25 protein-coding genes and 1 pseudogene are annotated in these 25,899 nt (G+C 43.9%); 18 read left to right on the top strand and 8 right to left on the bottom strand.

The window, feature by feature from the left end:
• Positions 1–52: 52 nt before the first annotated feature.
• The gene (locus tag R7Z50_RS09640) at positions 53–982 is read right to left on the bottom strand and encodes a LysR family transcriptional regulator (RefSeq protein WP_047104466.1); all 930 of its coding nucleotides are present in this window, start codon (positions 980–982) and stop codon (positions 53–55) included.
• A 128-nt stretch (positions 983–1,110) separates the two neighbouring features.
• Between R7Z50_RS09640 and R7Z50_RS09635 the strand changes: the two genes are divergently transcribed.
• From R7Z50_RS09635 to R7Z50_RS09620, 4 genes are all read left to right on the top strand, one after another.
• The gene (locus R7Z50_RS09635; RefSeq protein WP_017821078.1) at positions 1,111–2,025 is read left to right on the top strand and encodes an alpha/beta hydrolase; all 915 of its coding nucleotides are present in this window, start codon (positions 1,111–1,113) and stop codon (positions 2,023–2,025) included.
• A gap of 72 nt (positions 2,026–2,097) precedes the next feature.
• Positions 2,098–3,036: an alpha/beta hydrolase gene (locus tag R7Z50_RS09630; protein WP_005375705.1), complete on the top strand. Its 939-nt coding sequence runs from the start codon at positions 2,098–2,100 to the stop codon at positions 3,034–3,036.
• A 205-nt stretch (positions 3,037–3,241) separates the two neighbouring features.
• Complete coding sequence (locus tag R7Z50_RS09625; protein WP_005375707.1) at positions 3,242–3,544, top strand: hypothetical protein; 303 nt, start codon at positions 3,242–3,244, stop codon at positions 3,542–3,544.
• Positions 3,545–3,945: 401 nt separating this feature from the next.
• Entirely contained in the window at positions 3,946–4,965 is a 1,020-nt protein-coding gene (locus tag R7Z50_RS09620) for a hypothetical protein (RefSeq protein ID WP_318149046.1), read from the top strand.
• 123 nt (positions 4,966–5,088) lie between these two features.
• Here the strand turns inward: R7Z50_RS09620 and R7Z50_RS09615 are convergent, their stop codons facing one another.
• On the bottom strand, positions 5,089–5,895 hold the full coding sequence (locus tag R7Z50_RS09615) for a sulfite exporter TauE/SafE family protein (protein ID WP_318149045.1): 807 nt from the start codon (positions 5,893–5,895) through the stop codon (positions 5,089–5,091).
• 122 nt (positions 5,896–6,017) lie between these two features.
• Between R7Z50_RS09615 and R7Z50_RS09610 the strand changes: the two genes are divergently transcribed.
• The 6 genes from R7Z50_RS09610 (at position 6,018) to R7Z50_RS09585 (ending at position 11,319) form a co-directional block, all read left to right on the top strand.
• On the top strand, positions 6,018–6,812 hold the full coding sequence (locus R7Z50_RS09610; protein ID WP_005375710.1) for an AraC family transcriptional regulator: 795 nt from the start codon (positions 6,018–6,020) through the stop codon (positions 6,810–6,812).
• A 339-nt stretch (positions 6,813–7,151) separates the two neighbouring features.
• On the top strand, positions 7,152–7,820 hold the full coding sequence (locus R7Z50_RS09605; RefSeq protein WP_005375711.1) for a DUF1826 domain-containing protein: 669 nt from the start codon (positions 7,152–7,154) through the stop codon (positions 7,818–7,820).
• Positions 7,821–7,824: 4 nt separating this feature from the next.
• A complete protein-coding gene (locus tag R7Z50_RS09600) occupies positions 7,825–8,295 on the top strand; it encodes a Fur family transcriptional regulator (RefSeq protein ID WP_025767649.1) in 471 nt (156 codons plus the stop codon).
• Between the two features lie 81 nt (positions 8,296–8,376).
• Positions 8,377–9,711 (top strand): dihydroorotase, encoded by a 1,335-nt coding sequence (locus R7Z50_RS09595; protein ID WP_017821072.1) that lies wholly within the window; start codon positions 8,377–8,379, stop codon positions 9,709–9,711.
• A 44-nt stretch (positions 9,712–9,755) separates the two neighbouring features.
• Complete coding sequence (locus R7Z50_RS09590) at positions 9,756–10,316, top strand: carbonate dehydratase (protein ID WP_017821071.1); 561 nt, start codon at positions 9,756–9,758, stop codon at positions 10,314–10,316.
• Entirely contained in the window at positions 10,306–11,319 is a 1,014-nt protein-coding gene (locus tag R7Z50_RS09585) for a CobW family GTP-binding protein (RefSeq protein WP_021707804.1), read from the top strand. Before R7Z50_RS09590 ends, R7Z50_RS09585 begins: the two co-directional genes overlap by 11 nt.
• Before the next feature lie 207 nt (positions 11,320–11,526).
• Here the strand turns inward: R7Z50_RS09585 and R7Z50_RS09580 are convergent, their stop codons facing one another.
• Positions 11,527–12,399 carry an aspartoacylase gene (locus R7Z50_RS09580; protein WP_047100907.1) on the bottom strand — a complete coding sequence of 291 codons (873 nt, stop codon included), beginning with the start codon at positions 12,397–12,399 and terminating at the stop codon, positions 11,527–11,529.
• Positions 12,400–12,546: 147 nt separating this feature from the next.
• Between R7Z50_RS09580 and R7Z50_RS09575 the strand changes: the two genes are divergently transcribed.
• Positions 12,547–13,812: a peptidoglycan DD-metalloendopeptidase family protein gene (locus tag R7Z50_RS09575; protein ID WP_318149044.1), complete on the top strand. Its 1,266-nt coding sequence runs from the start codon at positions 12,547–12,549 to the stop codon at positions 13,810–13,812.
• A 523-nt stretch (positions 13,813–14,335) separates the two neighbouring features.
• On the top strand, positions 14,336–15,550 hold the full coding sequence (locus R7Z50_RS09565) for a CobW family GTP-binding protein (protein WP_206969242.1): 1,215 nt from the start codon (positions 14,336–14,338) through the stop codon (positions 15,548–15,550).
• A gap of 145 nt (positions 15,551–15,695) precedes the next feature.
• Here the strand turns inward: R7Z50_RS09565 and zigA are convergent, their stop codons facing one another.
• Complete coding sequence (gene zigA, locus R7Z50_RS09560) at positions 15,696–16,895, bottom strand: zinc metallochaperone GTPase ZigA (protein ID WP_005375723.1); 1,200 nt, start codon at positions 16,893–16,895, stop codon at positions 15,696–15,698.
• A 190-nt stretch (positions 16,896–17,085) separates the two neighbouring features.
• On the opposite strand from zigA, the gene R7Z50_RS09555 reads away from it, so the two are divergent.
• Positions 17,086–17,511 (top strand): TraR/DksA C4-type zinc finger protein, encoded by a 426-nt coding sequence (locus R7Z50_RS09555; protein ID WP_104976545.1) that lies wholly within the window; start codon positions 17,086–17,088, stop codon positions 17,509–17,511.
• A gap of 279 nt (positions 17,512–17,790) precedes the next feature.
• Entirely contained in the window at positions 17,791–18,399 is a 609-nt protein-coding gene (locus tag R7Z50_RS09550) for a MarC family protein (RefSeq protein WP_017635732.1), read from the top strand.
• 291 nt (positions 18,400–18,690) lie between these two features.
• On the opposite strand, the gene R7Z50_RS09545 is transcribed toward R7Z50_RS09550, so the two are convergent.
• Entirely contained in the window at positions 18,691–19,131 is a 441-nt protein-coding gene (locus R7Z50_RS09545; protein WP_104976546.1) for a phosphate-starvation-inducible PsiE family protein, read from the bottom strand.
• A gap of 263 nt (positions 19,132–19,394) precedes the next feature.
• Here R7Z50_RS09545 and R7Z50_RS09540 point away from each other — a divergent pair, with 263 nt between their 5' ends.
• The 4 genes and pseudogenes from R7Z50_RS09540 (at position 19,395) to R7Z50_RS09530 (ending at position 22,458) form a co-directional block, all read left to right on the top strand.
• Complete coding sequence (locus R7Z50_RS09540; protein ID WP_104976547.1) at positions 19,395–19,709, top strand: hypothetical protein; 315 nt, start codon at positions 19,395–19,397, stop codon at positions 19,707–19,709.
• A gap of 165 nt (positions 19,710–19,874) precedes the next feature.
• Positions 19,875–20,654, top strand: a pseudogene (locus R7Z50_RS31570) (PAS domain-containing protein); the annotation flags it as partial.
• Positions 20,652–21,188 carry a methyl-accepting chemotaxis protein gene (locus tag R7Z50_RS31565; RefSeq protein WP_372036153.1) on the top strand — a complete coding sequence of 179 codons (537 nt, stop codon included), beginning with the start codon at positions 20,652–20,654 and terminating at the stop codon, positions 21,186–21,188. The pseudogene R7Z50_RS31570 and the gene R7Z50_RS31565, both read left to right, overlap by 3 nt.
• Before the next feature lie 391 nt (positions 21,189–21,579).
• Positions 21,580–22,458, top strand: coding sequence for a DMT family transporter (locus R7Z50_RS09530; protein WP_047100918.1), 879 nt, complete (start codon positions 21,580–21,582; stop codon positions 22,456–22,458).
• Between the two features lie 46 nt (positions 22,459–22,504).
• On the opposite strand, the gene R7Z50_RS09525 is transcribed toward R7Z50_RS09530, so the two are convergent.
• The 3 genes from R7Z50_RS09525 to R7Z50_RS09515 are packed head-to-tail and all read right to left on the bottom strand — an operon-like array spanning position 22,505 to position 25,886.
• Positions 22,505–23,413, bottom strand: a complete 909-nt coding sequence (locus R7Z50_RS09525) for a hydroxymethylglutaryl-CoA lyase (protein ID WP_085568956.1) — start codon at positions 23,411–23,413, stop codon at positions 22,505–22,507.
• Positions 23,413–24,252, bottom strand: coding sequence for an enoyl-CoA hydratase-related protein (locus R7Z50_RS09520; protein ID WP_206969244.1), 840 nt, complete (start codon positions 24,250–24,252; stop codon positions 23,413–23,415). The genes R7Z50_RS09525 and R7Z50_RS09520 overlap by 1 nt, the downstream gene beginning before the upstream one ends.
• Positions 24,253–24,281: 29 nt before the next feature.
• Positions 24,282–25,886, bottom strand: a complete 1,605-nt coding sequence (locus R7Z50_RS09515) for a carboxyl transferase domain-containing protein (RefSeq protein WP_318149043.1) — start codon at positions 25,884–25,886, stop codon at positions 24,282–24,284.
• Positions 25,887–25,899 lie beyond the last annotated feature (13 nt).

The following is a 25,899-nucleotide window of genomic DNA, read 5'->3' as shown; positions in this document are numbered from 1 at the left end:
AAAGTTAAAAGCGAGCCTCGTGCTCGCTTTTTTACTTAAAGCAATTTGGTAATTACTCTTTGAGTTTCAGAGCTTCGCGCTTTTCGATTAAAAAATCCATCAAGACGCGGATTTTTTTCGGCATATGCTCTCGTGAAGGTATATATAAATAAAACCCAGGAAACTCTTTGCACCAAGGTGTCAGAACTCGGGTCAATCTTCCCTCATTTATGTGCTTTTCCACCCATAAATCAATATGCTTCACTAAACCCACACCCTGTATTGCAGCTTGTAACATACTATAGTCATCATTAAAAATAGCATTGCCTTTAGGCTCGAAAACGAGGGTGCGCTTTGCAACATCTGGAGAGGTTAGCGACCAATGATCAATTGTTCCGCTAGAGGTAAAACGATAAGCAAGGCAATTGTGACCTTCTAAATCCTCAGGAGTTTGAGGTAGTCCATTTTGCCTAAAGTATTCAGGAGAGCCCACTATTGCCGTTGTTAACGGCGGAGTAATAGGGACCGCAACCATATGTTCATCTAAGCTTAATCCTAAGCGAATGCCAGCGTCAACGCCTTCTGCGACGATGTTAGAAAACCCATCATCCATGATTAGCTCTAGGCGTATTTTAGGATAACGAGAGAGGAACTCACCTAGATAGGGCTCAATAAGCAGCCGAGCAGCGGTTCTTGATACACTGATACGGATTAATCCCGAAGGCTCAAGATGAGAGTCGTTCAATTCGTTAACGACCTGCTCAATGTTCATCAATGAAGGTTGCAAAATATCAAGCAGACGTTGGCCTTCTTGAGTCAACGACATACTTCTGGTGGTTCGATTAATTAACCGAACTTGTAGCTGTTGTTCTAACGCTTTTAGGTGTTGTGATAAGGCAGCACGGGTTACCCCCATTTCTAAGGCTGCTTTAGTGAAACTGCGATGGCGAGCAATATGTGCAAACCACGTCAGTGATGAAATTAAAGAAGGTTCTATTCTCATTTGTTAAGTATAACTAAACAGTCATGTAGATAAAACGATATTTATCCGAAACAGTGTGTTGACTAATATTACATCGAAGCTTAGGTCAGCCTGAGATGAACAGTTAACCTCTAATGGAGAATGTCGCTATGTCTAAAGTCACTTTCAAAAATCTCAATGGTCAAGGTATTGAGATTTCAGCGGTTATCAACTTCCCTACAGATTTTGATGCAAGTAAACAATATGCGGCGGTTGTTGTTTCACACCCAGGTGGTGGCGTAAAAGAGCAAACCGCAGGCCTATATGCGAGTAAACTTGCAAAAAGCGGCATAATTGCCATTGCGTTTGACCGTTCGTATCAAGGTGAAAGTACAGGTGAGCCTCGCCAAATGGAAAACCCTTACACGAGTACTGAAGACGTGAGCGCAGTCGTCGACTATCTGACAACGTTAGAGTACGTCGATAACGATAAAATTGGCGCAATGGGGATTTGTGCTGGTGCGGGCTATAGTGCAAATGCAGCGATCAATGATCGTCGAATCAAAGCACTGGGTATGGTTAGTGCCGTAAACATTGGCCAAATGTTCCGTAATGGTTGGGATAATTCGGTTAACGATGCTGACGCTGTTGGTTACTTAGAATTTGGTTCGAATGCTCGCACAACCGACACGAATGGTACAGAATTCGCGACTATTCCTCTAGCTCCGATGCGTGAAGAAGATGCCTCAAATGCAGAGCTACGCGAAGCTTGGGAGTATTACCACACACCACGTTGTGAACATCCAAATGCGCCGGGTTTTGCTCTAACTCGTAACTTAAACCAGATCATTACTTACGATGCGTACCACAAAGCGGAAGCATTCCTAACTCAGCCAATTCTTGCTGTCGTTGGTAGTGACGCAGGCAGCAAATGGATGAGTGATGACCTGATAGAACGTGCAGCGAGTTCAGATAAAACCTTGTATGCCATTGATGGTGCAAACCATATGTCGCTTTATGATGTTGCCGAATACGTCGATGACGCAGTATCCCAACTCGCATCTTTCTTCCAACGCACTCTTTAATATTCCCGATGAAAGGCTCAATTGCTTCGAGCCTTTCTGCTCTCAAGGCTTTTTACTCTTAAGGTATTGATTATGAATATGCAAAAAATCACTTTTAGAAATGCTGATATGGCTTGGGATATGTCTGCATTAATTTTATTTCCAGAAGGCTTCAATGAATCGAAACGCTACCCAACAATGATAAGCGTTCATCCTTTTGGTAGTTGTAAAGAACAAACATCCAGCGCTGTCTATGGTAAAGCCCTTGCTGAGTTAGGTTACGTCGTGATCGCATTTGACGCGAGCTTCCAAGGAGAATCGGGAGGATTGCCTCGCTACGTAGAAGACCCAAGTCAACGTGTTGAAGATATCAGTCGCGTTATCGACTATGCAGTAACTTTACCATATGTCGATGAGAATAGAATTGGTGGACTCGGTATCTGCGGCGGTGGTGGTTACATGATCAATTCAGCCCTAACCGAAAAGCGCTTGAAAGCTGTCGTAGGTATTACGCCTGTTAACTTAGGCCGCTTGTTCCGTGAAGGCTTTAGTATGTACGACCCTATCGCCAATCTTGAAGCTATGGCTGCACAGAGAACAGCCGAAGCTCGCGGCTCAGAGCTGAAAATCGATGAACTTCTTCCTCCAAATATTGAATTTGCAAAAGAAAATGGATTAACAGAACGAGACGTGTTCGAAGCTACTGAATACTACAAAACATCACGTGGACAAACCGAAGGTGGTGCAACTCGTATGCTGTTTTCACATGCACAGAAAACACTGAGCTGGGATGCCTTTGCATTTGCCGAAACGTTATTGACTCAGCCTGTTATGGCCGTGGTAGGGCAAAAAGTCGGGGCGTTTGGTGCTTATCGTGATGGGCAGGAAATTTATGGCCGCTCTGTTCAATCAAAAGACCGACAGCTGGTTAATTTGGAAAATTGGTCTCACTATGAACTGTATGACCATCCAGAAGCAGTCGGCATTGCAATGGACAAGGTTTCTGCATTCCTTGAAACACACTTAAAATAATCTAATAAGTTAGAAGCGTTTTGTAGAGTTGCAAAGCGCTTATTTTTAACAGCGTAAGATGTAGTTCGAAGCGAGTAGGTCGGTAAATCTTCGTGCGAATAACCTCATCTACAGGCTATTGACTAAATACCACTGCCAAATACTGTTTAAGACAATGTAGACTGAGACCTAATTAAAGGCGTTAGATAGGAAGGCAGTTTAATTCATGCGCAAATCAGATAAGAAGGTCGAGAATCTAATTAGAGAAGTGTTGACCGAAGTTTGTGAAGATACGCTAAAAGGCTACGATGGCTTTCTTTGGGTGACTCATACCGTCAAATTCTCTTCTTTTCCACAAAGTTTAGAAATAGTCTGTGTATTCGAAACGAAGCAAGATCGAGCTAACTTTTTTGAAGGAGAGGGCCGCCAGCATGTTTCCACAACTATTCAAAAGGCATTTAATAAGGTAGGAGTGCAACTAAAGAACGTCAGTAAGCAAATCAGTTACGATACAAAACAAAAGCATTAGCGCAGGCAGCAATGGTCCGTAATAAAATGGTGCTTGGCTACCTTGCTATAAAAATGCAAAGGGCACTGGATGGGCAATGAAGCTTCAGCTCACTTAGATATACATCGGTGTAACTATGAGTTATGGAGTTATGGATTGTGAATACGGTTGGTTTTCTAATGTTGCCTTAAGAGGCCATGATTAGTCGTTTACAATGAGTAAAGTACAAACTTCTGCATGGTGGATATCCGCAGAAAATTATTGAAAAGAAAGGCTCTAGCTGGAGCGGTCTATCATTTTCTTTGGGTTACCTCGACTATGAATAGCTTAATTGCTATGTTTCGCAAAATATATGGAGAATCTCCTGCGCGTTATTTTTCTAGATGCCGTGCAGAATAATGTGTTGACCGGCTGAGGGAAAAATGAAAACCAAAATAATAATGTCGTTTCTACTCGCTACATTGTGTGTCAGTGCCAGCGCCAGTACGAATGAGCCGAAATACCATTCTGCGCTAACAATCAAAACGGGATTCAGTGAAGACAGAGATAAGCCAGTAGAAGTCTATTATTGGTATCCCACAACGAACGAAAAAAACAATTTCACGTTTGGTAGGGGGAACATTTTTAAATCAGTCGAAACGCAGTTAGATGCCCCTTTAGCAAGTGGAAAATTTCCCGTTGTGCTTTTGTCGCAGGGCGGAACACGGTCAGCGTTTTCCCACAGTGGTTGGATAGCCTCGAGCCTGGCGCAACAAGGTTATGTCGTTGTGGTACCAAAGCCTCCTGCACCGAACGAAATCAATGCAGAAATGGCTGTCGATGAAATCACATTCAGAACCAGTGATTTGGTGCTTGGGCTGAACGAATTAAGTTCGGTCGGGATACTGTCCGGAGGCGTAGATACTGATGCAGTGCAGGGGGTCGGCTTTTTTCTGGGCGGCACATCTATGCTGATGCTCTCCGGAGCGCAAATAAGCCCGGAGAAATATCGAACATCGTGTCACAACGCCACCAATGTAGACTGTCATTGGTTACGTGAAAATAACGTTGATATTACCAGCATCCCGGATCAAAAATTTCCCCGATTTCAGTCTGAAAACAAACTGAAATCGGTCGTCGTTATCAACCCTGAGCTAACGAAAACTTTTGTCCCTGAAACTCTGGCCTTGATGAACAATGCTATCACCGTGGTGGCGCTCTCTGATCGGCTATATCCCGCACTGACACCAGCCGAATCACTTGTTGCTCTTCCCAATGTAACATTTCAAGAGATCCCCAGTGCGAGTCAGTTTAGTGCGTTCGCAGAATGTACTGAGCGTGGCATTAAAATTCTCGCATCAGAAGGGGAGGAAGCACTTTGCCAGGAGCGTGACGAGGTTTCCAGAAAGGACAATCATCGGCACATTTTGGATGTAATTCTGGCCAGGTTAACAAAGTCATAAGAGTGCAACAATGAGGAGCTTTCTTACACATTGTGTGCTTGGACCAGCAAAGCGAGAAGTAAGTTTTTGCAGGCTTATCCTTTCACCATAGTGCAAGGCCTACTAGTGACCGTGTTATTTGCTCTAACTAAGTACTTGTACCAACATTTTGAAACTTAGAAGAATACACAAAATACCAACGATTTTCTTAAGAACTTTATTTGGGAAATACTCTGCACAACGCACGCCGAGGCTAGTAGTTAAGTAGCTACTAATGGAGAAGCTGAGCATTGCAGGAAGGTATATGTATCCTAAGACTAAGTTGTTCCAATCTGTATTTTCCCATCCGTTTAACATGTAACCGAGGCTTCCTGACAGCGCGATAGGGAAACCTATCGCAGCAGAGGTTCCAATAGCACGTTTTACTTCAAAATTTTGCTGGACAAGATAGGGGATGATCAACCCCGCACCGCTTATAGAGACAAGTGCTGATACAGAGCCAATGACCGAGCCTACAGTGATATTACCGATAGCCCCATGCGGGTTAGGGTTGTACTCATTTTCAGTGTTGAGAAACATCTTATAAGCAACATACAACATGAATACGCTGAAAAAGCCTGCCAGATAGACTCCTTGTAGATACGATGCTACGAATGTGGCGCAAAATGTTCCGACTAGAACTCCGCTCAACATTTTTACTACCATTGTCGAGTCTACATTCTCTTTTTTGTAGTGAGCGCGCATGCTGCCCAATGTTGTAACAATCATCGAAGCCATTGATGTCCCCAACGCAAGATGCACTACTTCCGTATCAGCTATTCCCTGTAGTGAAAATAGAAACGCAAAAATAGGGACGGCCATTCCACCACCACCCACACCAACGAGTCCTGCGAGAAAGCCAATGCCCAAGCCTGCCGTAATGTAATAGATAATAAAGATAGGTTCGTTCATGATGGTTCTGCCTTCGATAAAATGGTCGTTGCTAAAATGTTACTCGAACGCTAACTTGCTATGGTAACGTTAAGAGGACAGAAAATAATGAATAATGGCCAAAATGGAATTGAGTAAATAAAGTGACAAACTCTGATTACAGCGAATGGAAAAATGGCGCCGCACTGATCGTTAAGGAGTGGCAGCATGAAAGGAGCGACTTCAACCATTTGGATCAACGGCCACATAATTGGCACAGTCATCATCGAGGCCAGTTACTGTGTATAGATGAAGGGCTAATTCAGGTCAAAACCGATGAAGGAACGTGGATACTACCACCTCACCGAGCTGGTTGGATCCCCCCGGGTGCGATGCACAGTGTTTATTTTTGTGGTTCTCTGAAAGGTCGTTCATTACTGTTTACTCCAGAGAGTTGTGAGCGGTTTCCAATGAGACCTTGTGTTATCCAAATGAGCGATGTGTTGAAAGCCCTATCGGTTAGAGCATCGATATGGAGCAAAACAGACGATCTATCCATACAGTCTTTACGTATTCTTGCCGTAATATCCGATGAAATCGTCAATAGCCCTCATGAGTCACTCCACATCCCGCTGCCCAGAGATCCGAGACTGCAAAAAGTTACTCAAGCAATTTTAATAGACCCAAACAGCAAACATTCTGTGGAGCATTGGGCCAATATTGGGGCAGTCTCATCTCGGACGTTAAGACGATTGATTCGAAGTGAGTTAAACATGAGTTTTAATGAATGGCGGCAACAAGTACTGCTAATACATTCATTAGAAATGATAGCTCGAGGGGAATCTGTAGGAGCGGTTGCACATGCTTTGGGTTATTCGACGCCCAGCAACTTTATCGCGATGTTTCGTCGGGTCTATGGCGATTCACCTACGCGTTACTTTTCTAATCGCGGAATATAATTTCCGTGCTCGCATGCTCATGATGTTCCCCTAATTATTTTTAATCAAAAAAGGTAAATATTGAAAAGATTAATTGTTATGTTATAACATTGCTTTGTTTGGGGCTCTACAATTTGTTGTTTAAAGAATTGATCTCACAACCAGTAGTCTCCTATTGAGAGAGAGTAAACGTTGATTTCTTCACAAGCGTTGTCTGACTTGACTCTACATGGGGTGGGACTGTGTCAATATGTCCGTGAACTAGAGCGAAATCGTAACGATTACTAGGTCTCATAGCCCTAGAAAATCAACGTTATTAAAACCTTTACCTGACCTTTTTAACGCTTGGGAGGAAGATATATGAGCATTGATGTAGTTGAGAACCCGCTTCGTGTCCAAACAACATCATCGTTGGCGATATCGACATCAGCGAACATACTTAGCGACATCTACAAACCAGAGCACAATATTGCCATATGGCAGCGAACGCTCTCGAAAGAGTTGACGAAGGACATTAATCTGATGCTGGCACAGGAGCCTAGATTGGCACTGGTACAAAGTGTCACGCCAGATGATGCTGCACAATGGGTACGAAGCAAGTTAAAGGGCTATGCGTGTGCTGATGCGCTGAGTGAAGATGTTGCTTTAATCGTCGATATGTTCTGCTGTTTGTTTGAGGTTAAAGAAGCAGGTTTGAGGCTAACTCGCCTAGACAGCCCGATGTGCCCGAAATTTCACTTTGATCGTGTGCCTTGCAGACTTGTCATAACTTATACCGGCCGAGCGACCGAATGGTTAACCAACGATACCATTGATCGCACTAAACTCGGTGCCGGTAGTCTTGGTCAACCTGATCACCTATCGGGCTTATACGACTCTGAAAGTGCCATACGACGAATGCAGCCTGGCGATGTTGCCCTGCTCAAAGGAAGTGGTTGGGAAGGCAATGAAGCCACTGGACTTATACATCGCTCTCCACATGTTGCAGACAATGAACGTCGCTTACTACTCACATTGGATTTCATCTAGAGATATGAGAAAGCTCAAAACGGTAGATGACGTCATGAAGCAGGTAGAGAAAATCTGCCTGCTGCGAGGTAAACAACTCACTACTAAACGGAAATTGATACTGACTTCACTGCTATATGCGGAGAAGCCGCTTTCTGCCTACGAACTAGTTGACTACTGCAATCACAACTTTTCTCAAAACATTCAAGCGATGTCGGTTTATCGAATACTCGATTTCCTTGAAGCAGAGCACTTTGTCCATAAGCTCAATACATCTAGTAAATACGTCGTTTGTTCTCAAATCGCGTGCGATCAGGAGCATGGCGTTCCACAGTTTTTGATTTGCTCTCAGTGTGGAAAGGTTAGTGAAATAGCGGTTGAAGCCAATGTTATTTCTAGCGTATGTGCGAAAGCCATACAAGAAGGCTTCACCGTTCTTAGCCCACAATTTGAGATTTCCTGTGTTTGCGATGAATGCGCAAAGCGCCCGCTATGAGGCGGACACACGATTTCCCCTTATAGCTTCACAAGGTGACCGAGTATTGGCCACCTTTTCAAATTATCTAAAGAATGAATTATGTCAGCAACATTGATTAAAAACGCTCGGGTGGTCAACGAAAGAGCCATTACCGAAACAGATTTACGTATTGTTGATCAAAGAATTGACAAGATTGCTACTAATATATCCGTACAACACGGAGATATTGTAATTGATGCTAAAGGGGCTTATTTACTGCCAGGCATGATTGACGATCAAGTGCATTTCCGAGAGCCAGGGCTGACACATAAAGGCACAATTGCAAGTGAGTCGCGGGCAGCGGTGGCTGGCGGTATTACAAGCTACATGGAAATGCCCAATGTTAGTCCGGCTACAACGACTATTGACTCGTTAGAGCGCAAGTTCGCTCTCGCTAAAGAAAGCTCGTTTGCGAATTATTCTTTCTACCTCGGTGCAACCGAAGACAATCTTGAACAGATTAAACAACTTAACCCCAAACAACATTGTGGTGTGAAAGTATTTATGGGGGCATCAACAGGAAATTTGTTAGTCGAAGATCCGCAAGCGTTAGAGTCAATTTTTCGTGACTCTCCAGTACTCATTGTTACTCATTGTGAAAGTGGGACTGTTATTAAACAAAACCAGCAAAAGCAAAGGCTTAAGAAGCCAGGTTTCACTATCGAAGACCATCCCATTTTGCGTGACGAAGAGGCCTGTTACGCTTCATCTTCTTATGCGGTAGAACTTGCCAAAAAGTATCACAGCCAACTGCATGTGCTGCACATCACAACGGCGAAGGAGCTAGCACTTTTTGACGAGGGAGACATTCGAGATAAATCAATCACTGCGGAGGCTTGTGTTCACCATCTTTGGTTCAGCAACAAAGATTATGGCGCTCTTGGTAATTTGATCAAATGTAATCCTTCAATCAAGTTTCCTAGTGACCGCGATGCGTTGTTAAAAGCGTTAAATACGGGGCAAATAGATATCATTGCAACAGACCACGCTCCTCACACTTGGCAAGAAAAACAAGTGCCTTACGAGCAGGCTCCAGCCGGACTGCCGTTAGTTCAGCATGCGTTACTTACTCTCTTCGAGCATGTCCGTTTAGGTCATATGAGTTTGACTCAAGTAGTCGAAAAAACTGCGCACAACCCGGCCATTCGCTATGGCATTCAAGGCCGAGGTTTTATTCGTGAAGGTTACTACGCCGATTTGGTGTTGGTTGATGCTCATACCCCAACACGAGTTAGCAACGAAAACAGTTTATATCACTGTGGTTGGTCGCCTTTTGCTGGACATGAATTTTCAGCTCAAATTCAAAAGACTTGGGTCAATGGCGCGCTAGTTTATGCCAATAACAAAGTCATCGATAAACCAGCTGGAGCGATGCGTTTATCCTTCAATCGTTAAGTCGCTGACCGCAAAGAAAGAGCCATAAACAAACTGGAAGCATTATGTTAAGAAGAAACCCAACGGGCCATATGCCACAGGTGTCCTCAACAGCCTTTATCGATCCAACCGCTATTATCTGTGGCAAAGTCATTATTGAGGATAACGTTTTTATTGGACCCTATGCTGTTATTCGAGCTGACGAAGTTAATAACCATGGAGACATGGAAGCTATCGTCATCAAACGTGACACCAATATCCAAGATGGTGTCGTAATTCACTCTAAGGCAGGGGCTGCGGTGACCATTGGTGAGCGCTCATCCATTGCTCATCGTTCGATTATTCATGGTCCTTGCCAGGTTTGTGATGATGTTTTCATTGGCTTCAACTCCGTCGTGTTCAATAGCGTCATCGGTGAGAGGTGTGTTATTCGTCATAACTGTGTCGTCGATGGCCTCGATTTACCCGCTTATTTCCATGTACCACCGATGACCAATATTGGTGTCGGTTTTGATTTAGAGAGTATCTCTAAAGTGCCGCCAGAATATTCAGCTTTTTCCGAATCCGTCGTTTCTGCCAACCATGAACTAGTCCAAGGCTACCGGAGAATTGCCAATGAACTTTAATAAGCCACTGATTTCGCGAGTGCCGACTAACATCATCACTGGCTTTCTCGGGGTGGGGAAAACATCGGCAATAATGCACTTATTGACCCATAAACCGAGTCATGAACGTTGGGCTGTATTGGTCAATGAATTTGGCGAAGTTGGTATTGATGGCAGCTTGTTACAAGGCCAAAAAAAACAACAAGACCAAGTGTTTATTCGAGAGGTCCCCGGGGGATGTATGTGCTGTGCAGCAGGTCTTCCGATGCAAATCGCCTTAAATCAATTATTGTCTGAAGCAAGGCCAGATCGATTGTTGATTGAACCTACAGGCCTTGGTCATCCTAAAGAAGTACTGCAAGTGCTATCGACCGAGTATTATCGTCAAATTCTCGCTTTGCAAAAAAACATTACTTTAGTCGATGCACGTAAACTATCGGATCCTAAGTACACTGAGCATGAAACGTTTAACCAGCAAATCACTATCGCAGATACAGTGGTAGGTAATAAGCGCGATCTCTATCAAGATGAAGATGAGCAAAAGCTGACGGCTTATATAGCAAAGCTCGGTCTGCGGGAAACAAAAGTGATTTTCGCTGAACATGGCGCTATCCCTTTTCATGAATGTGAGGGAGCGACTCGTATTGACGTGCAAAAAACGCCCTCTGTTCTTTATCGTGAAAGAGAGAAAAAGTCACTTGTTCCTGAGTTGCCTATGCCTGAGAGCGGCATTCTAAAAGCAACCAATCAGGGGGAAGGTTTCTACAGTATCGGTTGGCGTATATCCGCTGAAAACGTGTTCGATCATCAAAAGCTGAGATTATTGCTGCTCGACCTCAAGGTCGAACGAATGAAAGCGGTTTTTATCACGGGAAGCGGTATTTTTGGTTACAATCTAACATCAGATGGACTCACAGAGTTTGAACTAGACGAGTGTTCAGAAAGCCGCCTAGAACTGATCTCTTCCGGTCTAGATGACCAATTTGAAGATAGATTATTTCGATGTTTGGAGAAGGCATCATGATAGAAAAGAGAAAACTCTCCTTTTAACCATAATGTCTTACCTCCTTAAAATTCTAGTGGGGTTTCTTTTAAAGCTGCGCTTAGGGCACTTATGCTGCCGTATTAGGGTGGGGTTAGTACCCGTATTTTCTGCCTATGCGGTTCAGGCACAGTTTTATTCATGGGGTGAGGTATCCACGTTACACGTGGCCTAATTACTTGCTTTAAGTTACACGGAAGAAACACGTCTTTTTTTAGCGAGGGCCATTGCTATATTTGCGGTACTGTAGGCGCTCTCATTGATAAAGTGCGGGTAAATTTCCCCTTTGCCATTCCAATGGATATCATAACCAGCGAAAGTCGCTAATAAAGGTGCTCCTGGTTTGACCGCCTCAAAATCTCTGCCACAAATAGTAGGGTGTACTAGTGCTTGCCGCATACCCTCTTGATCAAGTGGAACCCTGATTTCTTCGGTGTAAAAAAACGCCTCATAATCGCTCAGTAAGCCTATTTGGTTGAGGTTGTGCTTTTCAACATAGTCCAATACTGCGGTAAGCATCTGTTTCATCAACTCCAACGTACTGTACTCTAGCGCACCATGTGCTTGCGCCCCGACCTCAATCATTATTCCATATTGCCCAGCAGTACAAAGGTAAGGTTGCTCTTGCCATTCTTTTCGCTCTTCGAAAAGGATATGTGCTGATGGCATTCGTTGTTTGACGTACGCGCCCAGTTTCCGATAAAAAACATCGTTAGAAAGCAAAATCAACGTCGCTCCCATATTGCTTGTTGTATTGTGCAGGTCAACAATCAACAGTTTTTCTTGGTTTGCATATTTTTCGATAAATTGATGTGCAATCTTGCTTTCATGCAAATCAGGACAATGATTGCTATTCATTGCTGAGAACTCGCGATTTAAGTCTGTATCGATGTATCGGACGTTGTGTTTTGCTGCTTCGGAGTTTGCGATGATCGAGCAGGCTGAAAAGGTTGATCTATTGACAGAGTAACGTTTTTCTTTGATTAGTTTATGTAAATAAATACCAGAAAGTTCGTTTCCGTGTGTTCCTGCAACGATAAGTGCTGAATTGAATGTGTTCATTATTGAGCCTTCTCAAAGAGAATGGGTTGAATGACTGGTCTTCTCTTAGCCAATCCAGTGAACTGAATAAACGTTTACTAAACTGAGTAAAAATAATCCTAGATATGTTATAACATAACAATAGTTGTTATTGATACTTAGTTTCTCATGAGTCAGTTTAAATTTATTGCTTTAATCGTTGCTGTGTTTTGTTTTTCGGTCGCTTTGCTTCTACCTACAGAGGATGAGCCAAATCAAGATAGTCACAGCACTCAACTGAATCAAAGCAGTGATTCGTCACCACCTCCATCATCAAAGATAGTGGTTCCCTCAGATAGCAGTTTGACTCCGTTGCCTAAACCTAAACCTAAACAAATACACTACATAGTTAAAGTGGGAGATACGCTCAGTGGTATCTTCGCTCAATTGGGTCTCCCTTACGGTATTTTGCAGCAAATTCTCTCAGTTGATCTTGATCACCTCCAGCTAGATATGATTCAGCCCGGAGAAGAGCTTGAATTAGTGATGGATGACATGGGGCAATTGAGTCGACTAATTTATCATATGAGCCTTGTAGAGAAGGCTATCTACACTAGAGAAAACGATGGCTCCTTCTCTTACGAATTTCAGGAAATTTCAGGGGAATGGCGTGAAACCTTATTTTCGGGAGAAATCAAAGGGAGTTTTTCAGTCTCGGCACATCGAGTAGGATTGGCATTAGGCCACGTCGCAAATATTACGCAGGTGATGAAAGATAAGATTGATTTTGCGCGATCTCTTAGAGCCGGTGACCGTTTCGATATATTAGTGAAACAGCAATATTTAGGTGAACACAAAACTGGCAATAGTGAGATTAAGGCTATTTCTTTTAACTTAGCGAAGGGCGAAGTCGCTGCATTTCTAGCCGAGGATGGACGGTTCTATGATAGAGCTGGTAACAGTTTGGAGCGAGCGTTTAACCGTTATCCTGTCGATAGGGCATACCGCCGAATCACCTCTGGGTTTAACCCTAAGCGTAAACACCCAGTGACGGAAAGAGTCACCCCGCATAACGGAACGGATTTCGCGACACCAATCGGTGCGCCAGTTTATTCTACTGGGGATGGAAAAGTAATTGCGGTCCGCAAGCACCCTTATGCCGGTAATTATTTAGTGATTGAACATAACAGTGTGTACAAAACTCGTTACCTACACTTGAATAAAATCTTGGTTAAAAAAGGTCAAGTTATAAAGCGTGGGCAAAAAATAGCCCTCTCTGGGAATACTGGTCGTTCAACCGGACCACATTTACATTTTGAAGTTTTAGTTCGTAATCGTCCGGTTGATGCAATGAAAGCCGACTTACCTATCGCGAAGTCGCTTCCTAACATCCAGAAACCTTCATTTTTGGCGCGAGTATCAGAGTTTGATTATCTAGTAGAAACGAAAAACTGAGTCCCGACAATTTGTTAGGGCTCAGTTATGCTATTTTGTGTTGTGAGGTTGGAGCAATAGGTGAGTGTCAATATGTGTTCCTAGAAGAATAATGACTGCGATTTTTTCTTTTACGTGCGCCCACATCCGCAACATCGGACGCTTTGCAACAACCTCCGCCTTTGATCGGCCTACGTGAAAACATCACACCAATCGCGAGCATCGCAATACAACTTAGGAAAATAAGAATGGTAAGAACTAAAGTCATAACACCACCTCCTATAAATCGCTGTACTGTCATCTTTCTCCAATTTTATAAACAAAGCAATGGTCGTTTTGTAACCACTTATTATTTTTATCAATAGTCAGACCTTTGCTGGTGATGAAACGTGATGAGAAACGAAGGCTAGCTCTGAAAAATCAGCCTCTGTGGTCTTAACCGACTCTTAATCTTTGGGTACAAGACAGCAATTGGATTCCTTCTATAACTCATCAAATTGTTATGTTATAACATGCATTCATCCAGAGTTTGTAGGTCAAAGGTATGCCATCAATTCCAGTCACCATTTTGCATGGGTTTCTCGGGTCAGGGAAGACCACGTTTTTACGCAATATTCTTCAACAAGCCGATTATTCTGGTGTTGATCTGTCAGTTATTGTGAATGACATGAGTGAGTTAGACGTCGATGGCGTGCTTATCTTAAATACCGATGCGGTGAGTGAAGAGCAGGGCAACTTTGTCACGATCAGTGGAGACAGCATCAGCAGCCTGAGTGGTGTAAAGCAGCTCGATAAAGCCCTTAAAAAGCTCTGCGCAGAAAAATCGCCAGAATGGATTGTGATTGAAACATCGGGCAGTAGTCATCCTTTGCCTTTGGTTGAGTATTTCAAAAATAACGCACAATTCGCTCTCAAAGACGTGATTACGTTGGTGGATGCGACTTGGTTGCGAGATGACTATCGACAAGGCTCTGCCTTAATTCCGAAGTGGCAAAAGAACGTACAGCAGGGTGTTCGCGGCGTTGAAAACTTGTTGGTAGAGCAAATCATGTTCTCAAACCGTATCATGCTCACCAAGACGGACAAAGTGGACGACAATACCGTTCGCAACATCGCGCAGGCGATTCACCCGCTTAATGTTTACACCGAGATAATCAAAACGTCATGGGGAAACTTAGATATCCGCATGTTGAAAGGTGAGCAAGACTACAATTTCTTCCTCGTTGAGCAGTTAACCGCAGAACTTCGTGAGACGGCGAATGAGCCGTTGAATCTCTCTGATAAAGACGAACAAAGCCTTGTCGCCAAAGTGATCAAAGATGATCGACCTTTTCATCCTGCGCGTTTGTGGAATACCTGCCATCAGTATTTAACTAAAGGTGTGTTCCGCAGTAAGGGGTTCTTTTGGTTCCCAACTCGAGACGATGTTTCACTACTTTGGAGCCAAGTAAACGGCAATGTGGGGCTTGAAATTACAGGCTTTTGGCGCGCTTCGGTAATCAATGACGAATCGCAAAACTTCACAGAGGAACATCGTCAAATCCTACAAGATAAGATAGACAGCGTTGAAAGCCGCTTTGGTGATCGTCGTTGTCGCTTAACGGTGATTGGGCAAGAAAACGAAGTCGATGTGTTTATTGATGCGCTGGAAAACTGCTTTTTAACGGATGTGGAATTGGAGCAATGGCAACAAGGGGCAACATTTGAAGATCCTTGGCCAAAGAAAATAGCTAAGTTGAGCCAGAAGAAGACGGTTTGAATGCGATGGTGAGGATTCCCTCGCTGCATGTTTGCTCGGGTTGTTTCGAGAACGGACTTACTGAATTGGCTCGGTATACCAAAATTGGCTCTGTGTAACGAGAAAGCCTCTCGAATGGTGAGAGGCTTTTTTGTATCTCAGTCGTTTACTGTTCCCATTCAGGGAAAGGGTCTTCCAGAGATAACCAATAGTCGAGTCCTTGCTCCATCTCATCTTCTGTTAACAAGCATTCGTTGAGACGAGCAATCAATTTCTCTTGCTCTAATCCCTGACCAATAAACACCAATTCTTGTCGCATATCGCCGTATGGTTCTTGCCAAATGTCGTTTATAGCATCGAGGTAATCTTGATCCGTCGGCCATTCCTCCTTCGGAATCGCTTTCCAAAACATACCCGCAACACCATAACGTGCGATGCCTCCCGCTTGGCTCCATTGACCGACAAACTCTGGTCTTGTTGCTAGCCAAAAGTAACCTTTGGAACGAATCAGTTTGCCGTAATCTTTCGCATTGTGGAGGAAGTCGTAAAACTTCTCTGGATGGAAAGGGCGTCTCGCATGATAGGCAAAGCTGGAAATGCCGTATTCTTCGGTTTCAGGTATGTGCTCGCCTCGCATTTCCTTCAACCAACCTGGGGCTTGTTGTGCCTTTTCAAAACTGAAGCTTTGTGTGTCGAGTACCGCATCAAGTTCTACTTCACCATTCGAGATAGGAAGAATAGTGGCCGATGTATTGAGAGTTTTAAGAATAGCAAGAAGCCTTTCGATTTCTGATTTCTCAGCGAGGTCGGTTTTACTTATCAAGATAACGTCAGCGAACTCTACTTGATCAACGAGCAAGTCGGCGACGCTGCGTTCATCGTCTTCACCTAAGGATTCGGCTGTCTCTGTTAAGAACTTAGCTTCATCGTAATCACGCAGAAAGTTAATCGCATCAACTACTGTAACCATGGTGTCTAAACGTGCAACGTCTGAAAGTGAGAGCCCGTTTTCATCGGCAAAAGTAAAAGTCTCTGCAACGGGGAGTGGCTCGGCGATGCCAGTGGACTCGATAACTAAGTAATCGAATCTGCCTTCTTGCGCGAGTTTAGTGACTTCTTCAAGCAGATCTTCACGCAGGGTACAACAGATGCAACCGTTACTCATTTCAACCAACTTTTCTTCACTGTGGTTGAGAGAAACTTCATTCTGAACGGTCGCTGCATCGATGTTGACTTCGCTCATGTCGTTGACGATGACCGCAACTTTTCTGCCTTGTCTATTGTTAAGAATATGACTTAAAACGGTTGTTTTTCCTGCGCCTAGAAAGCCGGACAAAACCGTAACAGGGAGTTTCTGGGTGTTCATGCTCATGCTCTTTATAGTGTAATGTTATAATATAACAATTAATATAGTCGGTGATCTTAACTCTGGCATCAAGCAGTTTGTGAGTGTGTCGAGCACTGCACCTTATTGGCGGCTTTATTTGTCGTTTAGTTGCACAGGTTCAGATGTCCGGAATTTAGAGATCAAACTCTTATCTCGGTGTGGAGGTTCTATGAACGAAGAGAAAAAGCATGTCATGACAGAAGAAGAAATTCTTGCAGCGCCCGAGGCGGATTATATGAATGAAGCTCAGCTAGCGTTTTTTGAAAACCGATTATTTGAGCTTTATGAATTGACGTTAGCGCATATTGAACGCGCGAAAGAAGAGATGATTGCGCCAATGGAATTCAGTGACGAAAGCGATAGGGCGTCCAGTGAGGAGCAATCTGCAATCGCATTAAGAATCATAGATAGAGAGCAAAAGCTGTTACCTAAGATTCAACAATCGTTGGCTCGCTTGCGCGCAGGGGAGTATGGCTATTGTTTAGAGTCCGGAGAACCTATCGGCATTCCAAGGTTATTGGCACGACCTACTGCTGAATATAGTGCAGAAGTAAAAGCTCAAATGGAGTCAAAAGAGCACTGGTATAAACACTAAAGCCTCACTATCTTATGACGTCGATATTCTTCTCGTTCACTTGTTTTTTTGATGTTCTCTGAGAAGTCTAAAGCGATGGCGACTACCGTTGGGTATGGTAGTCATTACCTTTGAGATATTAATAGTTATCGATAGGATAGAAGTAAGTTCTGTATTGTAAATAACGCACCATTTTTGTTTTTCTGAATGAGCTCTCGCTATGTTAGCGTCAAACATTTTCTCTGCTACTTCAAGCTGATCTTCTATCCTTAAAGCTAAATTAGTACTGGAGAAAGTAGCATGATTGACTTTGTGGCAACTTTTATCTTTTTCTTTGCTGTCATCGATCCCATAGGTACTGTGCCCGTTTTTATCGCAGCCACAAAAAGCTATGAAGAAGTGGCAAAGCGTAAGGTCGCTCTGTTTGCGACTCTATTCTCCGCTGCTATCCTACTGTTTTTTGTTGTTGCTGGTGAAATCATACTTACAGCAATGCGTATTCCCTTGTCTGCGTTTCAAATCTCGGGCGGTATCGTATTGTTCTTGTTTGCTTTGACTATGATATTTGGTGAGAGTAAACCAGCAGAAGAAATCAGAACGCTCAATAGTCATCATGATACAGCAGTTTTTCCTCTAGCCATTCCATCAATTGCTAGCCCTGGCGCAATATTAGCCGCCGTTTTACTCACAGAGAACGTGCGGTTTAATATTTGGGAGCAAGTCCAGACCGTGGCTATGATGCTGCTGGTACTATTGGTTGTTTATATCTTGCTATTAATGGCCAGCGGCATACACAGGATTATTGGGAATACAGGAGCTAGTGCTGTAAGTCGGATCATGGGGTTGATATTAGCCGCTGTGGCCACGACCAACACTCTGAATGGGATTGAAAGTTACTTTGACCTTTAAGGCTGTTTCGCAAACTGAGCTGAAGGAGTTGAAAGTAAAATGCATAGATGTTGAGGGTATATATCAGATGGGGGAACTGGAGCAACACTTGCCCCCATTGAGCTGTGCCAATACTCAAAGATTAGCTGCTAGAAAACAATATCGATAATTTCTCCGCTTAGGCACTACTCTATAATCTTGTAGTCTCGCAGTATATAGAGCCTAGCATGGAGGAATTTATTAGCTTCAACGTGCCAAGACAAGACTTTTTCATGCCGTGAGAGTATCTGAAAAGTCGGGAGGCTGAGAAGTTTATTCAGTATGGCTCTTATTGGGCAGTTTATGGATCAGCCAGTAACCAAGACTCATACTAAGAACTACAGCCGCAATTCCAATCAGGTACATTGGAGACAAGGTTTCAAAGTCTATAATAATGACCTTTCGGGAGATTGCCATCAGCGCGGTGGCCATGACGATTTTTACATGAATAACATTTTCTCTCAGGTAAATAGTTATATTGATGAAAATTTCAATAGCAATTAAAACGGCCATAAAAGCACCAAAAGTGGCTAGCATATCTGAAATCGTCAGAATGAGTTTAGGTGGCGTGATAAGTTTTTGATATATCGTCCATGCAACATCTATCACACCCATGACGATTACAAACAACATAACTATCGACAATACTCTTACAGACCAATGAATCACTACCTGTAATTTCTTTGTTAACTTATCATTTTTATCGACTTCCATGACCCTGTTTCCTTCGCTTGTTTATGTTCACTTAACCTTCATATGTTGAAGCTAGACAATTGAATACATGTCGTTTAAAGCATAGTTGCTGTGGTGAGAGATAGAAGCGTCCGAGGGAAGGAAGTTATGAAACTTAGGAGTGGGCACAATGTTGGACACATAATGTAATCTCTGGTGTCATGCGTTATTACCTCATTGCCTCATTTCTGATCGTGACGAATCGACTGATGAGGTGGTGATTCATCACCTTCACGGCAAACTGAATGAGCGAATACCACAACGTATTGATACTGGGCAAATCGATGCGTTTGTTGCTCCGTGCGTTGTTAATAGAAATCCAAGCGAATAAGGAGTGGGTAATCGCTCAAAAGTCGGGTGGAAAAGCGGTAAAACGGCGAAAATTATTGGAACTAAGTCAAAGCCCTTTTTTGATGAAAAGGCTTATTGATCTGAACACACCAATTTTCCATATAAGTAAATCCACAAATACAAATCTAAAGCTGGCGATAAAGAGCTTTAATATTGATAAATATATAAACAGCTTGGGCGCTGAAGAAATTTCAGTATACTGCGCTTAGGTTACACTGGAGAAAAAATCGCCGTATTCCCAGCGAGAATCCTTTTATAAGAAATAGAAATCGCGTTTGAATATGCAACCAAACGATTTTGCCGCTTGCAGTTTATTCGGTATACAAATAATAAACCTTTGACTAGTCCGAAGGTCGGTCAAATGAGAGAAAGTCATGTTTTTTAATAAGTCGCTTCAACAAGAAAATCAACGATTAAAGCAGGAGTTGCAAATCCTGCAGCAAATCCAAACCAGTTTAGATGAAGAGATGATCCGCTTAACATTGGATAGTAAAGGCCTCATTACTTCTGCAAATACCAAACTACAGCAAGAACTTTTCTTACATGATGATGAGATCTTAACGAAATCAATTACTGAATTGGTACCGTCAAATTCGCGCAATACAGACCACTTTCATCGAATGAAGAAAGCCGTCCAAGATAAAGTGTTCTGGAATGGGGCATTGCAAGTACAGAAAGGTAATGGTGAGGAAGCCTGGTTAAGAACGATTATCCAGCCTGTTTTAAATGAGCGCAGAGAAGTAGAAAGCTTTTTTGTTTTTGCTTCTGAACTTACGCGAACGATCAAATCATCCCGTGAGCAAGAGGACATGCTAAATGCATTAAGTCGTTCTATGGCGGTGATTGAGTTCACATTAGATGGCCATGTTTTAAAAGCCAACGATAATTTCCTAAACACAATGGGTTATACGCTTGATCAGATTCAAGGGAAGCATCATCGCATGTTTTGTGATCAGGAAGAGTCGAGCTCTCAAGCTTACCGTGAGTTTTGGCAACGTTTAGCAAAAGGGCAATTTTCATCAGAGCGATTCAAACGAGTTAACCGTTATGGTGAAGAGGTGTGGCTAGAGGCTTCATATAACCCTATCCATAACGACAGAGGAGAGCTCTACAAGGTCGTTAAGTTCGCGACAGATATTACCCAGCAGGTGATGCAGGAACAGAAAATGGCCCAGGCTGCGCAATTGGCGAACGAAATCTCCCAAGAAACTGGTACACAAACCCTGCAAGGGCAAGAGGTTATAGGCTCAACGTTAGAAAAGATGCAGATACTTTCCGAGCAAATGCAGCAAGCGAACACCGCGATTGACGAGCTTAAAGCGCACTCATCGCGTATTAGCGAGTTGGTAAATAGCATCAGTGGTATCGCTGACCAAACTAACTTATTGGCGTTAAATGCGGCGATAGAAGCGGCTCGTGCGGGTGAGCATGGTAGAGGTTTTGCCGTTGTTGCTGATGAAGTCAGACAGCTTGCTACAAGAACCAATGCAACCACCGATGAAATTGTCACAATGGTCAGTGAAAACCTACAGCGAACAGATAACGCAGTTAAGCTGATCGCTAAATGCCAAAAAGAAGCACTAGATACGCTAGAGCTCTCTGAAAAAGCAGGCAATGTGATGAATGAAATACAAGATGGCGCTAGCCGTGTTGTAGAGGCCGTGGAGCAATTTAACCGCTCGTTGTAGTTAATCAATAGGTTTTCATTGTAGGGGCGATGGGTAAAAAGCAATTCACCTTATTCAACCTGTATTGAGGAGCGTTGAAGTCGCAATACTACTCCTGCCGCAGTCAAGTTAAGCGTTTTGAAGGAGGGGTAGTTCGACACCCCGTACAGGTTTTAGCCAGTTTGCTTGCTGTATAGAATGCTAAAGTAATTTAGTATGCGAAAAGGCTTGCCTTAAGACTTTGCCTGCATTTAATGTATCTAGAAGCAGAACTTCAATCTGCGTGACAACAATACAGGAGAGGATCGGGCTTTCACTTTTTCGCTCGACACAAACCCCTTTCAAATTTACACAGTAGCGCAGTAAAACTCTCTTGCTGCGCTATTGTGTGTTCCATATTTTGTGAGTACTTATGTTTAACTCAGAACGCAAAGCGACGGTTATTCTGGTTGCGACGACGATGATCGCGGCACTTGGCTGGATATTCTCTAAGGAAACAATACAGGGTTTACCACCTTTTGGCTTTATTGGGGCGCGATTTACAATCGCTTCGCTCTGCTTGCTGCCTCTATGTTACCGACCTTTGCTGAAAGCAAACTTAAAAGATGTGTTATCTGCTAGTGGTGTCGGACTCCTGTTAGGCAGTGCCGTTATGACATGGATTTACGCCATTTCTATCAGTGATACTCTCGGGGAAGGCGCATTTATCATGAGCCTTTCCATGCTGTTTGTGCCGATTGTTGCATGGGTTATGTTTCGTCAACGACCACAACGAATTTTCTGGCTTTCTTTGCCTATCGCTGTATTAGGTCTCGCTTGTCTTTCTTTAGTTGGTGGCTGGAAACAATCGGCCAGTCAATTGTGGTTTCTTGGTGCAGCACTGGTTTTGGCGCTTCATTTTAATGTGAACAGCAAATACTCTCAAAAACTACCTGTGTTGCTGCTTACTTGCGTGCAACTTTTTTCAGCAGGTTGTTTAGGTTTGTTGGTTTCATTTTTTATGGAATCTTTCCCGGCAGAGGTGGACTCCTCTATTTGGTGGTGGTTTGCGTTGAGTACCTTATTAGCGACGAGCTTGCGTTACGTAATGCAAACCATGGGGCAAAAATTTGTTCAGGCAGGTAACGCTGCTCTAATTATGATATTAGAACCAGTTTGGACGGTTATTCTGAGCGTGCTGTGGTATGGCGAAGTGCTAACGGCAAATAAACTAGTAGGTTGTGTGCTTATCTTATTTTCTCTAATTATTTATCGTACTGGCGGGCGGTTTCGCTTCCCAACTCGAAAGTAGAGCAAATTAACTTGGGTTGGGAGAATTTGAGGTGCCGGATGGCCTTCTACGAAAGTGATAATACGCGGTTACGCAATGCTAATGACACTTTTGATGTAGGCTGCCGACCCAGCTCTTCGCTGATCATCCAGCCAGCTTTAGCCAGTAGCTCTAAGTCGATCCCCGTTTCTATTCCTAACCCTTGGCATAAATATAGTACATCCTCCGTTGCGACATTTCCTGATGCGCCATGAGCGTATGGACATCCACCCAGCCCAGCGACACTGCTGTCGATGGTATTGATGCCCATACTCAAGGCTTGATGAATGTTGGTGAGAGCTTGTCCCCATGTATCGTGGAAATGGACAGCAAGCTGGGGAAGAGGTGCAACCAACATGACGGCTTCCAGCATAGCAGCAATTCGATTTGGCGTGCCTGTGCCGATTGTATCGCCTAGAGATACTTCATAGCACCCTAAATCGATGAGCGATTTGGTCACGCTCGCCACCTGTTTAGGGGCTGTTGGACCGTCGTAAGGGCAATCTGCAACGCAGGATAGATAACCTCGAACAGGGATGCTGTGTTTGGTGGCTAATCGCATTACAGGCTCGAAGCGAGTTAAACTTTCTGCAATCGAGCAATTGATATTGTGTTGGCAGAATCCTTCTGATGATGAAGTGAAAATTGCGACCTGATTGGCACCAGCCTCCAAGGCTTGTTCGAAGCCTTTTAGGTTTGGTGTCAGGGCAGAATAAGTAACATGATTTCGCCTTGTTATTGCTTTCATGACCTCTGTTGAGTCCGCCATTTGTGGCACCCATTTGGGCGAAACAAAAGAGCCCGCCTCAATATGCGTTAGCCCAGTATCAGAGAGTAAGTTGATCAACCGGATTTTAGTCTGGGTCGCAACAGGAGATTCATTTTGCAATCCATCTCGTGGACCTACTTCGACAATATTTACTTTGGAAGGCAGCATTACTTGTCCTGTGATTTGGTTACCCAACTTGGGCTTCGTTTTTCAAGAAACGCTTGCAGCCCATCTTGACCTTGGGGTGATACTCTAATGTCCGCAATGAGCTTGCTAGTATAGTGAATCAGTTGTTGATCGATGGGGTTTTGATGACATTGATGGCAGAGAGTTTTCGCTTTACGCATCGCATCTGGGCTATTAAGTAGCAACGTCTTGATTACACTATCGACCGCATTTTCAAGCTGTTTGGCTTCTTTCACTTCGTGCACAATACCAAACCGTTCGGCATCTTCGGCTGAAATGACTTCACCACTTAAGATATAGCGTCTAGCTTGTCTATTCCCCATCGCGCGCATGACGTAAGGCGCAATGGTCGCTGGAACTAAACCAAGCTTAACTTCACTTAAGCAAAATTTGGCACTTTGGCTTGCGATGGCGATATCACTACAACAAATCAACCCTAAAGCACCACCATAAGCGGAACCTTGAACAACTGCGATGGTGGGTTGAGGGAACGAATCTAATGTTTCCATGAGTCTTGCCAAGTTTTGGGCATCAACGAAGTTATCTTGCCTCGTGCTGTCGGCCATCGACTGCATCCAATTCAAATCGGCCCCGGATGAAAAGTGCTTGCCGTTACTTCTTAATACCAAGCACCGCACATCCGTTCGTAAAGCGAGATAATCTAGGCGGTGGATCAGCAAGTCGATCGTACAAGCGTCAAAAGCATTGTGTTTAGCTGTTCTGTTTAGGGTAATGGTCGCTACGCCATTATCATCGACATGCCAAAGAACATCATCTTGCCTTTGGGCGTTGGGAATAATGCTTGGTTGCATTTCCTGCATACTAACTTCCTTAATTCATCTTTGGATGTTTACATTCTGAAGACGCCAAACTCGCTATCAGGAATGGGGGCATTTAATGCTGCCGTTAACGCTTGACTCAACACCTGACGCGTTTTTTTAGGGTCAATAATTCCGTCATCCCATAGCCGAGCACTCGCAAAATAGGGATGTCCTTGTGTTTCATACAAGTCTATGATCGATTCTCTAAAAATGTGCTCTTCTTGCTCTGACCACGCTTCCCCCTGACGTTCCTTCGCGTCTTTTCGAACTTGTGTTAAAACGCCTGCTGCTTGTTCTCCGCCCATCACAGAAATACGCGCGTTCGGCCACATCCACATCATGGTTGGATCATACGCTCGGCCGCACATGCCGTAATTACCAGCGCCGTACGATCCACCGATGATCACGGTAAACTTCGGCACGTCAGCACAAGCGACGGCCATCACTAACTTGGCGCCATGTTTTGCGATGCCTTCTTCTTCAACCTTTTTTCCGACCATAAAGCCGGTAATGTTTTGGAGAAAGAGAAGCGGTATTTTCCGTTTGGCGCACAGCTCAATAAAGTGCGCGCCTTTTTGTGCCGATTCAGAAAACAAGATACCGTTGTTTGCCACAATACCAATCAAGTGTCCTTGAATACGAGCGAAGCCACACACTAGCGTTCTGCCGTACAAGGATTTGAATTCGTCGAAATCAGAATCATCGACGATGCGGGCAATAATTTCTCGAACGTCGAATGACAGTCGTAAGTTTGCATTCACGATTCCGTAGATTTCTTCTGCGTCGTAGCGGGGAGGAAGTACGGTGTTTTCTGGCTTAACAGGTCTTGTTCTATTGGCATTGGCAATGGCTTCTCTCGCAAGCATTAGGGCATGTTCATCATTTTCAGCGTAATAATCTGCGACACCAGATTTCCGACAATGCACGTCTGCACCGCCGAGCTCTTCACCCGTCACGACTTCGCCAGTGGCCGCTTTCACCAAAGGTGGCCCCGCCAAAAAAATGGTGCCTTGCTCTTTAACCATAATGGACACATCCGCCATGGCAGGAACGTACGCGCCCCTAGCAGTGCAAAGCCCCATCACAACAGCAACTTGGGGAATGCCTTTCGCTGACATTCTCGCTTGGTTAAAGAAAATGCGACCAAAGTGTTCTTTGTCGGGGAAGACGTCGGACTGATGAGGGAGATTTGCGCCACCGGAGTCCACCAAGTACACGCAGGGGAGTTGGCAACGTTGGGCAATCTCTTGCGCTCTTAGGTGTTTTTTTACCGAGAGTGGGTAGTAGGTTCCACCTTTTACCGAAGCATCGTTGGCGATAACCATGCATTGAATTCCCTCTATGATACCAATGCCGGCGATAACGCCAGCGCATGGGATCGCTTCGTCATACACCTGCCAGGCGGCAAACTGGCTGATTTCAAGAAAGTCAGTGTTGTCATCAAGCAAGCGCGCGATGCGTTCTCGGGCTGGGAGCTTTCCTTTTTGCCTCTGGTGCTGAATGGCTTTTTCACCGCCTCCCTGTTTGATGGTATCGATGTGTTGATTCAGTTGAGTGACCAACGTTTCCATCGCAGCTTTATTGGAAAGAAATAACTCGTCAGTTGGCTTAGTTTTACTTTTGATAATGGCCATAATGACTTCCTTG

This window comes from Vibrio sp. 1249-1 (genome assembly GCF_033340495.1).
This window is presented reverse-complemented; position numbering and strand designations above follow the sequence as displayed.

Bases quoted from the DNA above. Each gene is read 5' to 3' on its own strand.
- R7Z50_RS09640 (WP_047104466.1), bottom strand. From the start codon at position 982: ATGAGAATAGAACCTTCTTTAATTTCATCACTGACGTGGTTTGCACAT.
- R7Z50_RS09635 (WP_017821078.1), top strand. From the start codon at position 1,111: ATGTCTAAAGTCACTTTCAAAAATCTCAATGGTCAAGGTATTGAGATT.
- R7Z50_RS09630 (WP_005375705.1), top strand. From the start codon at position 2,098: ATGAATATGCAAAAAATCACTTTTAGAAATGCTGATATGGCTTGGGAT.
- R7Z50_RS09625 (WP_005375707.1), top strand. From the start codon at position 3,242: ATGCGCAAATCAGATAAGAAGGTCGAGAATCTAATTAGAGAAGTGTTG.
- R7Z50_RS09620 (WP_318149046.1), top strand. From the start codon at position 3,946: ATGAAAACCAAAATAATAATGTCGTTTCTACTCGCTACATTGTGTGTC.
- R7Z50_RS09615 (WP_318149045.1), bottom strand. From the start codon at position 5,895: ATGAACGAACCTATCTTTATTATCTATTACATTACGGCAGGCTTGGGC.
- R7Z50_RS09605 (WP_005375711.1), top strand. From the start codon at position 7,152: ATGAGCATTGATGTAGTTGAGAACCCGCTTCGTGTCCAAACAACATCA.
- R7Z50_RS09600 (WP_025767649.1), top strand. From the start codon at position 7,825: ATGAGAAAGCTCAAAACGGTAGATGACGTCATGAAGCAGGTAGAGAAA.
- R7Z50_RS09595 (WP_017821072.1), top strand. From the start codon at position 8,377: ATGTCAGCAACATTGATTAAAAACGCTCGGGTGGTCAACGAAAGAGCC.
- R7Z50_RS09590 (WP_017821071.1), top strand. From the start codon at position 9,756: ATGTTAAGAAGAAACCCAACGGGCCATATGCCACAGGTGTCCTCAACA.
- R7Z50_RS09585 (WP_021707804.1), top strand. From the start codon at position 10,306: ATGAACTTTAATAAGCCACTGATTTCGCGAGTGCCGACTAACATCATC.
- R7Z50_RS09580 (WP_047100907.1), bottom strand. From the start codon at position 12,399: ATGAACACATTCAATTCAGCACTTATCGTTGCAGGAACACACGGAAAC.
- R7Z50_RS09575 (WP_318149044.1), top strand. From the start codon at position 12,547: ATGAGTCAGTTTAAATTTATTGCTTTAATCGTTGCTGTGTTTTGTTTT.
- R7Z50_RS09565 (WP_206969242.1), top strand. From the start codon at position 14,336: ATGCCATCAATTCCAGTCACCATTTTGCATGGGTTTCTCGGGTCAGGG.
- zigA (WP_005375723.1), bottom strand. From the start codon at position 16,895: ATGAACACCCAGAAACTCCCTGTTACGGTTTTGTCCGGCTTTCTAGGC.
- R7Z50_RS09555 (WP_104976545.1), top strand. From the start codon at position 17,086: ATGAACGAAGAGAAAAAGCATGTCATGACAGAAGAAGAAATTCTTGCA.
- R7Z50_RS09550 (WP_017635732.1), top strand. From the start codon at position 17,791: ATGATTGACTTTGTGGCAACTTTTATCTTTTTCTTTGCTGTCATCGAT.
- R7Z50_RS09545 (WP_104976546.1), bottom strand. From the start codon at position 19,131: ATGGAAGTCGATAAAAATGATAAGTTAACAAAGAAATTACAGGTAGTG.
- R7Z50_RS09540 (WP_104976547.1), top strand. From the start codon at position 19,395: ATGAGCGAATACCACAACGTATTGATACTGGGCAAATCGATGCGTTTG.
- R7Z50_RS31565 (WP_372036153.1), top strand. From the start codon at position 20,652: ATGCAGGAACAGAAAATGGCCCAGGCTGCGCAATTGGCGAACGAAATC.
- R7Z50_RS09530 (WP_047100918.1), top strand. From the start codon at position 21,580: ATGTTTAACTCAGAACGCAAAGCGACGGTTATTCTGGTTGCGACGACG.
- R7Z50_RS09525 (WP_085568956.1), bottom strand. From the start codon at position 23,413: ATGCTGCCTTCCAAAGTAAATATTGTCGAAGTAGGTCCACGAGATGGA.
- R7Z50_RS09520 (WP_206969244.1), bottom strand. From the start codon at position 24,252: ATGCAGGAAATGCAACCAAGCATTATTCCCAACGCCCAAAGGCAAGAT.
- R7Z50_RS09515 (WP_318149043.1), bottom strand. From the start codon at position 25,886: ATGGCCATTATCAAAAGTAAAACTAAGCCAACTGACGAGTTATTTCTT.